The 14,405-nt window shown below is 50.8% G+C and carries 9 protein-coding genes; all 9 read left to right on the top strand.

The window, feature by feature from the left end; all coding sequences use genetic code 11:
• Window positions 1–117: 117 nt before the first annotated feature.
• The 9 genes from PXC00_RS00500 (at window position 118) to PXC00_RS00460 (ending at window position 14,396) form a co-directional block, all read left to right on the top strand.
• Window positions 118–417, top strand: coding sequence for a GntR family transcriptional regulator (locus tag PXC00_RS00500; RefSeq protein ID WP_275844914.1), 300 nt, complete (start codon window positions 118–120; stop codon window positions 415–417).
• Window positions 407–781 carry a replication initiator protein A gene (locus PXC00_RS00495; protein WP_275844915.1) on the top strand — a complete coding sequence of 125 codons (375 nt, stop codon included), beginning with the start codon at window positions 407–409 and terminating at the stop codon, window positions 779–781. Before PXC00_RS00500 ends, PXC00_RS00495 begins: the two co-directional genes overlap by 11 nt.
• Window positions 771–1,880, top strand: coding sequence for a replication initiator protein A (locus PXC00_RS00490; RefSeq protein WP_275844916.1), 1,110 nt, complete (start codon window positions 771–773; stop codon window positions 1,878–1,880). Before PXC00_RS00495 ends, PXC00_RS00490 begins: the two co-directional genes overlap by 11 nt.
• Window positions 1,877–2,152 (top strand): hypothetical protein, encoded by a 276-nt coding sequence (locus PXC00_RS00485; RefSeq protein ID WP_275844917.1) that lies wholly within the window; start codon window positions 1,877–1,879, stop codon window positions 2,150–2,152. Before PXC00_RS00490 ends, PXC00_RS00485 begins: the two co-directional genes overlap by 4 nt.
• 96 nt (window positions 2,153–2,248) lie before the next feature.
• The gene (locus PXC00_RS00480) at window positions 2,249–7,453 is read left to right on the top strand and encodes a carboxypeptidase regulatory-like domain-containing protein (RefSeq protein ID WP_316935029.1); all 5,205 of its coding nucleotides are present in this window, start codon (window positions 2,249–2,251) and stop codon (window positions 7,451–7,453) included.
• Entirely contained in the window at window positions 7,443–8,180 is a 738-nt protein-coding gene (gene srtB / locus PXC00_RS00475) for a class B sortase (RefSeq protein ID WP_275844920.1), read from the top strand. The genes PXC00_RS00480 and srtB overlap by 11 nt, the downstream gene beginning before the upstream one ends.
• A gap of 130 nt (window positions 8,181–8,310) precedes the next feature.
• On the top strand, window positions 8,311–8,526 hold the full coding sequence (locus PXC00_RS00470) for a hypothetical protein (RefSeq protein ID WP_275844921.1): 216 nt from the start codon (window positions 8,311–8,313) through the stop codon (window positions 8,524–8,526).
• Complete coding sequence (locus PXC00_RS00465) at window positions 8,519–12,976, top strand: 5' nucleotidase, NT5C type (protein ID WP_275844922.1); 4,458 nt, start codon at window positions 8,519–8,521, stop codon at window positions 12,974–12,976. The genes PXC00_RS00470 and PXC00_RS00465 overlap by 8 nt, the downstream gene beginning before the upstream one ends.
• 142 nt (window positions 12,977–13,118) lie before the next feature.
• Window positions 13,119–14,396 carry a DUF3991 domain-containing protein gene (locus PXC00_RS00460; RefSeq protein ID WP_275844923.1) on the top strand — a complete coding sequence of 426 codons (1,278 nt, stop codon included), beginning with the start codon at window positions 13,119–13,121 and terminating at the stop codon, window positions 14,394–14,396.
• Window positions 14,397–14,405 lie beyond the last annotated feature (9 nt).

Raw genomic sequence — 14,405 nt, 5'->3', positions numbered from 1 at the left:
CATATTCATTGTCACGATGATTACTACAGTGATATGTCAAAAGTAACACTCAGATTATATCGTGTAAGCTCCCCTACTGGGAGCTATTTTTATGCCAATTTTTAAGGAGGTACGGACATGGACTGTATGCGAATTCTCACGAACAGGCAGCTCAACAGCAGCGCAAAACTGGTCTATCTTGCGCTGTGCGAACGTACTCGGCGGGAGGCCAAGCAAGGTGCTGCCGGTGCATTCATTATCTATCCGGAATTGGAGTTGGGACAAGCACTGTCCCTTTCCAGGAATACCGTTGTAAACGCCATGCAGCAGCTGAAAAAGGCCGGGTTTGTGAAACAGGTAAAGGGCTGCGGCACACCTGCCCAGCTGTATTTGAATGATTATATGAATACTTTTGGAGGTTATCAAAATGAGTTTTAATTTTTATTATGGCAACGATGGAGAACAGCACAACTTCCTCTATATCCCCAAAGCACTGTTTGAATACGACACATTCAAACAACTTTCCAGTGAAAGCAAGATCCTCTATAGCCTGATGCTCGACCGCATGCGCTTATCCCGTGAAAATGGTTGGGTTGACGACCAAAACCGCGTGTACGTTGAATACCGTTCAAGCGAAATCCGGAAAGCACTCAACAGCAGCAAAAATACCGTCACAAAGATTTTAAACGAATTAGTCGATTTCGGCTTAATCCAGCGCAGACAGAACGGCTATTATGTGATGAACTTTGCCAGTGGCCTTACAAAATCCGAACTTATGGGGGAAAACGAGAATGAACTTTGAGTTTTATTATGGAAACGATGGAGAACAGTTTCGATTCCTTCGCCTGCCAAAAGCGCTTTTTGAAGATAGTGTCTTCCAGCAACTTACCACGGAGGGCAAAGTTCTCTATAGCCTGATGCTCGACCGCATGAGCCTTTCCCGCAAAAGCGGCTGGATTGACGATCAAAACCGTGTATACATAGAATACCGCGTGGACACAATCATGCTGGCACTCAATAGCAGCAAAAACACTGTCACAAAGGTGCTGAATGAACTAGTTGAATTTGGCTTAATTCAGCGTCAGCGGCGTGGACAGGGCAAGCCGGTCGTTTACTATGTGATGAATTTTGCCAGTGGGTTATCACCGGCTGTATCGGACTCTGGTAACAGCAGACCAAAAGAGAAAAAGAAAAAACCGTCTGCTCTCCCAAAAAAGAAGAACCAAGAAGCACAGAAAACAGACTTCCAAACCAATGCACAAGCCGCTTCCCCGGCAGAATGTGCCAATAAAACGACTGAAACCGGCGTTCCGGAACCTCCGAATGCAGAGAATCCAGAAGCGCAAAATTTGGGAGTCTTGAATCCCAAAGTGAGGGAGTCTAGACTCCCAAAACAGGAGGCTCTAGAGTCCCAAAGTATGGGTGCCATCTCTTCTTATACTATTACCGAGACTGAATATACCGAGACTGAGGGAGTGAGACTGTGCGAAACACCCCCCACACAAACTGCAGAAACTGAATTTTTTGAAGCCATCCGCAATGCCTTTGTAGCAGGCTGTCCTTCCCTGAATGCACCAGTGCCTGTTTGGCAGTGGGGTGTCAACCGCAAGCAGCTAATCTTGGACAAACACCTGTCCGCAGAAACTTTTCAGTCGGTTTGCCGGGATGTGGAAGCCAGCGACTTTTTGACCGGCCGCAAGCCCGGCCGGGACGGTACCCTGTTCCGCGCGTCCTTTGACTGGCTGCTCCAGCATTGGGAACGTGTTGCAGAGGGCAGTTATGCGAATTACCAGAAGCCAGATGTTACGCCTGCTGACTGTCCGTCCTTTGATTTGGAAGCTTATGAGCGTGACAGCCTGTATGATATATTTGTCGATTACGAAAGGAGTGTTCCGGCATGAGCTATCTTGTGAAAAATATTCACATGGACGGTGCAGGACATACCTTACTGCAATTACAAAACCGAAAAACACAGGAGTGTGTTGCTGCCTGCGATACGGAAATCGAAGCCCGTAGAACCGCTGGAAAGATGGAATATATCCTAAAAGCCATCACACTGGAGGATCACCGTGTTTGGCTTTGGCAAACAGACGACTTGTCTGCCGCGTACCGGAGAAAAGACCAACTGGACGCACTCTTGCTTTCCCCTGCCAAATGGATCGATACCAGCTAGGCAGTTTCCTATTCACACAAGCACTGCACTCTGCGGAGCGCAGTTTTTTATTATCAAAAAAGGATTTGAAACAAAATGAAAGGATGAAAAAAACACATGAAGACAGGTTTATTCAGGCGTGCGCTGTCGGGCGCGTTGGCGGCAGCGTTTCTCATAAGCGCTTTTCCGCTTCCCGCTTCGGCAGCTTCCGGCGGTACGACGAACGTCAGCACTTCGGCCGCCAGCTTCACGCCGGGTATCGAAACGGTACCAAGCGACGCAAAGACGATTGTCACATCCGACGCAGAAGTTACCGGCACTGCGGTAAGCAGTTACTGCTCGGTGGACAGCTCAAAAAATATCACAATTATCAAATCAGGGAATTACTTGATTTCCAATTTAGGCACATCAACATACAGCAAAACCATTACGATTTCCAGCAGCATTGCCGCAAAGTTATATTACACTGCGAAAGTGACTATTGGAAATATCGTCGTCAGCGATAATGCAACGCTGGAATTGCACGGTGCCGGAGGAAATTTGACCGCATGCGCCATTCGGACCGGCGGTCAAATTAAAGTAGTTGGCGGCACTGTTGAACTGACTGGGAATATCACTGCTGGCAACGGTGCATCCGGTTCAACTGGTACACGTGGCACTGATGGTGTGAACGGTTCATCCACAGGTGGGCGCGGCGGCAACGGAGAAAGTGGAAGCAGTGGTCAATCCGTTTTTTTGGATGTATCCAACGCAAAATTCACCGCACTGAATATCACCGGCGGTACTGGAGGGAGTGGTGGTACAGGCGGTACAGGCGGTGATGGACGCAATGCGCTTTCTAATGATACCATTCCAAGTGGTGAAGGCGGCCAAGGCGGAAACGGTGGATCTGGCGGATTCGGAGGTCTGATAGTATTGACTTCAAATAACTCCGATTTATCCTTTACTAACATTTCCAGTGGTTCTGGAGGAACAGGTGGCACAGGCGGCCAAGGCGGAAAAGGCGGAAACAGCGGATATTTGAATTCAGGTAATATCGGAGGATATTGTTCTGGCAGTGTCGGTGGCATAGGCGGTCAGGGTGGCACAGGCGGTTCCAGCGGACGTATAGAGATTGATATTACAAATTCAGCCTTGAAAGTACAAAATGTAGGAATCGGAAATAGTGGGAAAGGCGGTCAAGGTGGCCGCGGAGGTACCGGTGGTGGAAACTCAAATATCAGTGTCGATAATCCTGGGACTGGCGGAAAAGGAGGAGTTGGTGGTATAGGTGGCACGTTTGTGGGCTCAATTGTCATAAATGCATCAAAAGCGCAATTGACAATGAACACAATCAGTATGACAGGAGTTTCAGGAAGTTCTGGTTCCGGTGGTTCTGGCGGAGCTGGCGGTTACAATGGTGGTTCAAGTGTCCATGGTTCGACCGGAGATTCGGGCAGCAGCGGAACCAGCGGTGGAAGCACCTCCGGTTCTGTTAGTCTTTCATTTACCGACGACAGCACCGCAACCGTGCAAAGCGATATTGCAGGTTCTTGCAACGGATCGCTGATTGCTGCAAATTCTACGGTCAACATGAAAAACTACACCAGCGCCGGATCAATGTCCGTGACCTGCTCCGGTACAGCAAATGTCGTGACCGGAAGCCTTTCGGGTACATCCAGCCAGAGTAGCATCAACGTAAGCGACTTTGCAAATCTGCGGGCAACTTCTCTATCCAGCACCTGCACATCCTCAAAAATCAACACAGATGGCATTGTGGAGGCTGGCAACTTGCCAAGTAACGTTGTCAAGGCAAAAGGCATTATTTTCATTGGCAGCAGCGGGCAAGTATACGGTTCTCCCACGGTAAATCGTGATCTGGCTTATAGCAAGGATTTGTCGCTGACTGTGCCGAAAGATTCTACGCTAACCGTCAACAAATCCATTAAGGGCCTGAACGGTGCCAAGTTGGTCATTACCAATAACGGTACCATTCAAAACCATGGGCAGATTGATTACAAGACCGGTACAAACAACGGCACTGTAATTTCAGATTATACCCTGCATGATATGGACGATTCCAGCTATGTACTCGACCGTGGCTGGCATTTTACGGCGAACAAAGATACTTACGGCACAATGACAACCAACATTAAAACCATTAACGATCTGACACCCATCCGGATGCGCAAAATGCCGACTGCTTTTTATGTCATGCAGCCGGATGGCAGCACGACCGCATTGGACGAGAAAGCGACGGTTGCAACTTGGAATCCGGTCGAGATTTACGCGGATTGGGCACCAGCAACCGGCATTGTTGTCACCGTTCAGGACCAGGCGCGTCAGCCGGTTGCCGGTGCTACGCTAAATTTCGCGCAGAATGGCAAGACCATTCAGGAAAACGGCAAAGCGAAGGCACGGCAGACGGATGCAAATGGCCAGTATATGCTGCTTTGCAGTGACACAACCGCCAAATATACGGTTTCCGTTGTTGCTGCCGAAGCGGGAATTGATATTACCAAAAACAATGTATCACCCGACCTCACGGTCAAAGACAAGGTACCCACTGACTGCACTGTCACGCTGCAGGCCGACCTTGGCAACTTGCGGATTAAGCGCGTTAGCTACCCGGACAACAAGCCGCTGATTATCAAAGCCTCCGATATTCAATTGAGGCTGAACACTGCCACTGGTGAAACGCGTGCTATTTCTTCTTTTCCAGATTTCACGGAAGAAGCAGACGGCAGTATAATTATCCGCAATCTGCGTACCCATATGGGGACTATTCGCGCAGAGGATTTGATTGCGCCGGATGGCTACCAAAAAGGGACCAGCGGCGACTTCGTATCTTTGAAAAAGGGTACGGAAGTATCTACCACAATTTTTAACTATGGTATGAACGCAACGGTAAGCGGCAGAGCCTTCGCTGGGTCAGATACTACAACTGGATTGAAAGGACTGGCCATTTCCCTGACTTCTGTTTCGAACACAAAATTCAGCCAGGATGCGGAAACCCGCACCGGCGGCAACTATTCTTTCTCGCCAGTTTACGGCGGCACTTACAACTTGGCTGCCTATTTAGACGGGTACTACAAGTACGCTGCGTCCACACCTATCAACATCACAACAGCAAATCAAAAGCTAACCCTGCCGAACGTCAGCATGACGGAGTACAGCAAGGATTTGTATATCGTTAAAAAAGACGTCGTCACCGGCGCGAATTTAACATTAAAGCCGGAAAACGTCAAAGTCACTTACACTTCTGGCGGCGCTACGAAAACGCTTGACTCAAGCCGGATTACAACTGATCCCTCCATCCCGGGCAAATTGATTATTAAAAGTCTGCGCGCCTTGGATGCGGACAACTGCACCTTTACGATCACCGAAGTAGGTGACTCTATTGAGAGCGGTCGCACTCCAGCAAAACTTGTGTATCAGCACATTGACCGCGGAGAAAGCACGACCCCCACAGTGGAACTGTTAGCAGCTCCGCCGTCACGCAATGTTGCGCTGACAGTCACAAATGCCGACACAAAAAAATCCGTAGGAAATGCCAGCATTGTCATTTCTAAAACTTCCGGCGGTGAGATTTATCACGATGCCAAATATGCCGAATATACGACAGACGCTGCCGGGAAAGCAACACTGATGTATGTACCGGAAAATGACAGTGATAGCTACACGGTATCTGTATCCGCAGATGGATATATCAAAGCATCCAGTCCCATCAGCATTACAGCCAAATCGGACACAAATCCCACACTTGATATCGAATTGAAACCAGACACGAAAAAGGTGAATGTACAAGCAATCGGCACCGACGTAAATCAGCCCCTGCCAATCGCCACCAAAAACTATGCGCTGAAATATGCCGCAGGCAGCGACAAAGCAGGCGACATTGTCGGTGCTGCGTCTGCCACAATTTCTGCAGACAAGAAAACCGTCACTTTTGCAAATGTGCGGCCGGATGATGGCCCGTACTATGTCGACGAATTGATTCCGCCGACCGGTTATGCGAAAGCAAAGCCGTATCAAGCGGTACTTTCCGACAGTAAGCTTGAAACCAGCGCCCTTAAAGTGGAATTTTCGCATGATGCGGTACTCGGAAATCTGACGATTACCGCGCAGTATGATGGCAAACCGCTGCCGACCGGTACCGTACTCAACGTAATCCCGACTGACAGCAATTCCTCTACCTCCACAGATACCGGCAGCAGCTCAGCAAGCAGTGCGGTCAGTTCAGAGAGCAGTGTTCCAGCAAGTTCGTCTAGTATTCCTGAAACAGTAACAGGAAAATTGGTGTTGCGAACTGCAGCTGCTCCAACTGGATCTTCCTCCGCATCTTCTTCTGCTTCATCAAAAGGAAGTCAAGGGAAAGTTACCGGTATGCATGAGGCACACTACGCACTTGCTGATACAGATAAAAATGGCCAACATACCTTTCAAAATCTGTATACCGGCAAGTATGTAATCTCTGCAGACGGATATGACGGTTCGACAACTGTCGAGTTGACGAAAGAAGGCACCACAACGCGGTTTACTGCTTTGAAAAAAGCAGCTCCTCCCTCGTCCAGCAGCAGCTCCACGCCGGGCAGTAGTTCTAAGCCGGGCAATAGCTCCACGCCGGGCAATAGTTCTAAACCAGGCAGCAGCTCCACGCCGGACAATAGCTCCACGCCGGGCAGCAGCTCCACGCCGGACAATAGCTCCACGCCGGGCAGTAGTTCTAAGCCGGGCAATAGCTCCACGCCGGGCAGCAGCTCCACGCCGGGCAGTAGTTCTAAGCCGGGCAATAGCTCCACGCCGGGCAGCAGCTCCACGCCGGGCAGCAGCTCCACGCCGGGCAGTAGTTCTAAGCCTGGAGAGAATAAATTGAAAGGTACCGTCACGATTTCTGGCAATTATCTGCTTTTCAAGGACGGTTCCGGCAATCCGATTGCCAATATGAGTGTGACTGTACGCAAAGATGGACCGACAGGCCAGATCGTCCTGCTTGGCAAGACGGACAATCAGGGCCGTTTGTCCGTTGCCAGCCTGCAACCCGGAAAGTATTACTTACAGCTCAATGGTAATACAGAAGGAAATGACATCACGATTCCTGACACAAGCAGCGGTTCCGGCACTGGTACAGGCACCGTGACGCAGAATCTTTCCGGTGGCAGCGGGGATGATGTAACCGGCAGCGTACCGCGCACCGGTGACAATCCGGTTTTGCCGATTATTTTAGCCGTTGTTGGCGCTGGCGCAGCGTCTGCAGTTATTTTCTTGTGTTATCGCCGTATGCGCACCGCTGGATTGCAGGATTTTGAGGACGACGAGCAAAACAAAGACGATGACCAGTAAAGTACAAACCATTTTCATAGTTCTGTGTGCAGGCGTTGTAGTTGCAACGTCTTTATTTTTTGTCAACAAATTTGTGGTGCAGCCTGCGCAGATTGATGCCGATATTCAGCAGGTGCAGGAGCTTTATGCCTCTGCCCCTGCTGAAAAAGCTGCAAAGAAAAGTTCATCAGCACCGGATAAGTTTGCAACACTGAAAAAGATCAACCCGGATATCCGAGGGTGGCTTACCGTCCCCGGCACAAAAATCAACTATCCCGTGCTGCAGTCCGCAAAATCTGACCCGGAGCATTACTTGAAATACGATTTCAAGAATCGAAAGGACGACCACGGTTCAGTGTTTATGCAGGCAGGCTGTCAACCGGCCAGCAGCCGCAACACCGTGTTGTATGGCCACAATATGCTGGACGGTACCATGTTTCGGGACTTGCTTAAATATGACAGCGCGACTTTCTGCAAACAGAATCCGCGCTTTTCTTATGAGGACAGTTCCGGTAAAAAAACGTACCAGATTTTTGCGGTTATTAAGGAGCAGAATGGCTTCACCCGCACAGACTTTCAAAGTGATATTGATTTCGCTATGTTCGTGCAGGAATTGCAGAAAAAATCCATTTACGACACCGGCGTGTCCGCGGATGGCTGGGATCACATCATGCTACTGTGTACCTGCAGCTATGAGACCAAAAACAACCGCACGGTGGTTGCCGGAAAGCTTCTAAGTGCGACATAATGTCGCACTTCTCCAAAATTCAGTCAGAAAGAGGATGGTTCCCATGGACTGATTCAGTCCGAACTCAAAAAAACGAGTGCGACATTATGTCGCACTCAGGAATACAGACAAGTTTGAAAGGAGAATTCTAATGGAGCACGATGATTTACCGTTTGGTCCGCCAACAAAGGTAGCAGAATCAACGCCGAGCCTTGCTTTTGCAGTCGCCTACACGGAAAACGGCGTACAGTTTGAAGATGATACCGGCAATGCGTATTTTTTAGAAGCGGAACAGGATTGCTACCCCATTGGCAGCGCGGAATTGATTGAAAATCTTGAACAGTTAGGGAGTGAAAAGGATGGATAATGAGAAAAGAGCGAAAATTGCAGCGCTGACCGGACAGACAAAAAATCTGCTGTCAGACGCCGCTGCTGTACTGCAGGAGAAACCGGCTGAAATTGCGCAGACATTGGCGTTTGCCTCGCGGTTTCCGACGCAGTCTTTTAACAATGCGGTGCTGCTTCACAGCCAAATGCCCACCGCACAGTACGTTGCCAGCTTTGCGCAGTGGAAACAACTCGGCTATGCCGTAAAACGCGGACAAAAGGGTCTGCACGTTATCCGTCCTCATACGGAACGAGTATTTGTCGTCCAAGAGAACGGCATGGATGTGATTCATTCCGCCGCCGATGCCTCTCCAGAGGAAAAAGCAGCAATGCAGGCTGGCACCCTGCAGACAAAAGTCAGAACCAGCTACGCTGCCGCTACTGTGTTCGATGTGTCACAGACGGTCCGGACCGCAGCTGCTAAGTCCCTGCCTTCCGAAGTGCGTTACAGCCCGGCACAATTGCTTTCTGCCTTTTCCGAATATGCAGAACAACTCGGCTGCTCTATAACGGACATTGCTGAACTTTCGCAGACAGAAAAGCTTGCCACTCTCGCAGATAGGTTGGGAAACGAAATTGCCGGGAATGCACAGTTTCAGTCCGTTTCTGTCCGCGACTTTTCTGCGGATGCTCTTTCTCTTATGTTCCGAACACGGGCAGGACTACCGTTGACAGATACGCGGATGCAGCAGTTTACGCAGTATTACAACGATTGCCAGTCCTCACGCTTTAATCTCAATCATACTTTGCGTGCTGTCAGCGATTTGTATGCCTCTTCCATGGCAGAACTTGCCCTTCTTCTCGAACAAGTGCGGCAATCACCCGAAGCAATTCAGGCGGCAAAACTGGAGGAAGAACGCCGCCGCATCCCGGAGCAGATCAGCGAACAACAGCAGAAAGCAGAAAAAGCAGAAATCAAGCAGGAACGTGCTGCGGCAATTACAGCCACTGCAGAGGCTGCAGCAAGCGAAACCGTCGTCTGCCAGCGCATCTTTGTAAACCTGACCGGTACGCTGTGTCAGTTCCGGCCGAATGCCACCCCACACCAACTGCAGCAACCCGGATTTTTTCGTGGATTATCCCCTTATCCGAATGTAGTAGACGCCGTCCACAAACTTGCGGCAGATCCATCAAAGGAAGTTTTCATTCTTTCCTCCGCGCTGCATCCGGCATCCATTCTGGAAAAGAATCAGTGGCTCAATACCTATCTGCCGCAGATTGATAATACCCACCGTCTTTTCCCCACCCACGGCACCGAACTTTCCACCGCTGTTCCCGGTGGTGTGCAAAACTCGGATGTTCTGTTGGACGATTATACGCGCAACCTCCAGCAGTGGCCTGGCCAGGCGATTAAACTAATCAGCGACATCAATCAGCAGCATGGCAGTTGGACATCCTCCGCAAAGGAATCAGAGGGCGCAGCCGTCCGCTATGACCGCCCCGCAGATGGTCTTGTTCAAGACATTGATTCCTTGATTCAGCAGCGGGAACACCTTCCGGATATGACTTTGGCAGAGCGACAAACTTACTTACACACGGTGAGGGAATCCGTCAAAGAAACAGTTTCTGTCAATTCAAACAGCAGTCCGGCTGCGCGGAAAGCCATGGATACTCTGCTTCGCGGCCGTAACCAGTTCCCCTGCAATCTTACTGATGGTACACTTTCCTATTTCCCATTTGCAAACCAGGAACAGTACGAAACCTTACTAACGCCGACGGAACGCAGCCGTTTTGACGCTCTGATTTACGATTCCGAAGCGCCGCAGCCGCCGGAAAAACAAATTGTGCACTCTCAGGAAGAATTGAACGCCGTTCAACCTGATACGCCTAATCAACTGGTCCTCGGTTTTGGGAACGCTGCCACGCCTGCCGAAATCCGGCAGGCGTTTTTGAACCCAGTCCTGGTTCCGGGCAGTTACAGCGCGAATGTCTATGAGAATGCGCAGGTGGAGGCACACGGTGCGGCGCGGATTCACGCGTTCGGCAACAGCGTTGTTCATGCGTTCGATTCTACATCCGTCGAAGCGAACGAACAAAGTACCGTTATAGCGCGCCAAACATCCAATGTCCGTGCCGGGCAGGAAAGTACCGTTCATGCCCTTGACCGTGCATCGGTACAAGCTTTTGATCACGCAAACGCGATTTTACATGACACCAGCACGGCAGAGCTGCGTGGAGAATCCCACGGCGCGGCCTATGACCGCAGTTCGCTCCGCGCACTGGAACACAGTCACGCAGTCCGTGCGGGAAACAGCCGGGTTGCGATTCAGGATACAGCGACCGTGGAACGGATAGTATCCAATCAGCAGGCGGTGTCCGGGACGCAGTGGATTGTGCGCAGTCAAGCGGAGCTTGATCAGGTGCCGCCGGAGTATCCCGGTGCCGTCCTTGTGAACTTCGGGACACCGGAAACCCCTGCGCAGATTTCGCAGTCTTACATTATGCCGGTTTCTGTAATCGGCAGCCATGTCGCGGAAGCGTTCCACGAAGCGAAAATTGTTGCACGGGATACCGCACAAATTACCGCGCGGGATGCCAGCACCATTTACGCTATGGATCTAAGCCAGGTCAACGCCCTGGACAACAGTCATGTATTTGCAAAAGACGGCAGCAGCGTTTTCCTGCATGATGCCAGTACCGCAGAGCAGGCCGACAGCAGCATTGTGCTGAATCAGCATGGGCACGCGGAAACTGGCAATGAAGTCCGAAAAGTCACCACGCAGGAAGAGCTGAATGCCGTACCGGAGGATTACAATGGTCGTATTGTTGTAAACTTCGGTACGGAGGACGCACCGGCGCAAATTGCACAGAACTACGCACAGCCGGTACTGGTGCCGGATAAATACGTTGCCGCGGCAAGAAATGACAGTCATGTACATGCCGCAGATAACGCCAGCGTGTATGCGTTTGAAAATTCCCGTATTGTTGGGTATGGCAGTAGCTATCTGGAACTCAACGAAAACAGCGTGGCGGAGCTGTACGAACAGGCAGTCGGCAACCTGTACGGCACTGCAACAGCGATTGTGCATGATACCGCATCCCTTGCCGCATATGAAGAATCTACCGTCGAGGCACACGGCAGCAGCACGGTTGATGCCCGTGATCATGCAACGGTAGATGCCTATGAGTTTGCACAAGTCAGCGCGAACAACGCCGCGACCGTACGCACGCACGGTGACGACGTTGTCACAAAGATGCACGGCGGCAGCGTTCTCACCCCGGCAGAATCCGCGTCCACGGTGGTTGCCCATGCAGAGCCAGAAAAAGTCGTGTCTCCGGCAGCATCAATGGCGGTGGAAAAAGAACCGGAAAAGCTGGTGCAGCAGCAAGCCCCGCATGAAACTCCACAACCGCAGAAAAAGACTTATCAAGAGCGCCGGGCTGAATGGGACCGCCAGAAGGCCGAAGAAACCGATTTTATTAAGCACCGCGTGAATATTCTGGACGTTGCGGAGGATCTCGGTTATACCGTGACCCGTCAGGGATTGCACGATTCCCTGCAGGAGCACGATTCCGTTGTGTTTTATCCATCCAACACTTTTTCTCGTTTCTCTCGCACCGGTCCGGACGGCCAGGTAATGGGCGGCAGTACAGTCGATTTCGTGATGCATTTCGATCAGGAGGATGGGCTGGGTCTTGGCATTCACAATGCAGGCGATGCAATTAAGTATTTAAAAGAACGGTACATGGGAATTTCTGCAGAACAAACTTATCATCCACGACAGCAGAAGCCCCGGCAACCAGAGAAAAAGCCGTTCCGTCTGCCAGAAAAAAGCGCAGATATGCGCAAGGCTGTGCAGTACCTGCACCACGACCGCGGCATCAGCAGCAGCGTAATCGAACAATGCACCCAGCGAGGCTTGCTCTATCAGAACAAAGGCATGGCTATTTTTGTCGGCATGAACGCGCAGGGAAAGGCTGTATATGCAGCTCGGCAGGGTACAGAAAAACCGCAGCCTGGCAAGCGGTCGTATAAGTGCGACGTTGCTGGCAGTGATCAGCACGTGGGCTGGTATGTGGATAATCATGCCGACAAGCTGTACGTGACCGAAGCGCCGATTGATGCCATGTCCCTGATGACCTTGCGGGAGCAGGGCGGGCATGATGCAATGAACAGTAATTATCTGGCACTTAACGGCACCAGCAAAGCGTACATCCTTTACGAACGCCTAAAGGCTGATCCATCCATTAAGTCAGTGGTTCTTGCATTGGACAATGACAAGGCCGGGCTAGATGCAGACCAGAAAATACAGGATTATATGCATAAGAATCTGCCCAATGTATCTGTTTCTGCTTGGAAAGTGCCGGAAGGCAAAGATGTAAACGAATATTTGCTTTGTAAGAAAGAGAAAGCCCGGTCTGCCCAGCAGGATCAGCCGACCAGAACAATGCCCCAACCGGCGGCCCCGCAGATGGCGGCAAATATGTAAAAGGAGTGATCCGTTATGGATGAACAGGACAAGCTGGAACAATTGATGCAGCGGTTGGCAGCGGCCCATAAAGCAGCCGGAATCCAGTCGGAAGAAGCAGACCATAAACCCGCAGCCGGAGCAGCCAGAACCGGAACAAGAGGTGCCGAAACCCTCCATCCGCGAACGTCTGGGAAATCTTTGGCAATCGGTGCGTACCCGTGTCCGAAATTTCTTTACCGGCAATCGTCAGACAGCACAGGAGCAGGTTTACCAACCGCCGCTGCAGGCCGTACAAGAAGCTGTTTCTACTGCTGAACCGGAAACTTTAGAGGAACGGCAGCAGGCTGAAACGGTACAGCAAACAGAACGGTCTGCTGAAACGGTTGCGGAAAAAAATTCGGAAGGTCATCAAGAAAAACTCCGGCAGTTGATTCAGGCGGAAGCCGCCGCTTTTCGGGATGCCGGAATTTCCTATGAAGCAAGCCGTCAGATTGTCGAGGATTCTGCAAAGCTTTATATAGAAACCTACGCCATTGCCGATACATTGGCGGACAACCTTCTGAAAGACTCCAAGACTCTCTATCAAGAAGAGATGCAAGGCAAAGAGAACAACGCCGTTTCGGAAGCACAACAGGTCGAGCAGGAAAAAGCTGCCGCAACGCCATTCGCTGCAATCGACCAGCCAGAAGAACAGCCAAAAGAACAACCGGTACAGACAGTCACAGAGAAAGCGATTGATTCCCCTACGCCCTCAAATGACAAAATGGAATCCATGCCCGCCAAGCTAGAACTGCCGCAAAAAACTGCTGAACTGCAGAAACACGTTTTCGCATTTCTGAATATCGAAAATCACATCGACAAAGAGATTATTAAAGATGTGGAAAAACGTGGGCTGCTGTATCAGGACAATGACCGCAACGCTGTTTTTGTCAGCCAGAGTAAGGACGGGAAACCGGTTGCTGCTGTACAGCATACTACCCTGCCGAAGAGCCAGTTTACAGCTGAGGTGTCCGGGAGTAATCCTACTGCAGGATGGCTTGTAAATAACCATGCAAATAAACTTTTCGTCACAGAAACGCCAGTAGACGCTATGGCGCTCATGACACTGCGCAAGGCACGCGGTGAAAATCTCACAGACGCGAATTACCTGGCCGTTGGCAAGGAAGCAGCGGCCTCCATTACCCACTGTCTGAAAGAAAATCCGCAAATTGAAGATGTGGTGCTGGCTTCCGGTAAAACGGAAATTCAGGACCTTACTGCAGAAATCAAAACTGCCGGTCAGGATCTATCCGTCCAGGCGCAGGAACAGACCGGTGGCGCGGTCGGCGTCTTAAAGCGCAAGGTTGCGCAGGCACAGAACCGTTCCGCATCACCGCAAACGCAGCAGAAGACCGTTTCAAAAGCGCACCAGCAAGAACCGGTTGCGCCCAGCCTATAAAAAGGAGAG

Source organism: Caproicibacterium argilliputei, from assembly GCF_029211325.2.
Taxonomy (GTDB): Bacteria; Bacillota; Clostridia; order Oscillospirales; family Acutalibacteraceae; genus Caproicibacterium; species Caproicibacterium argilliputei.
The sequence above is the reverse complement of the archived record's forward strand: the minus strand, read 5'-3'. Positions and strand labels throughout refer to the sequence as shown.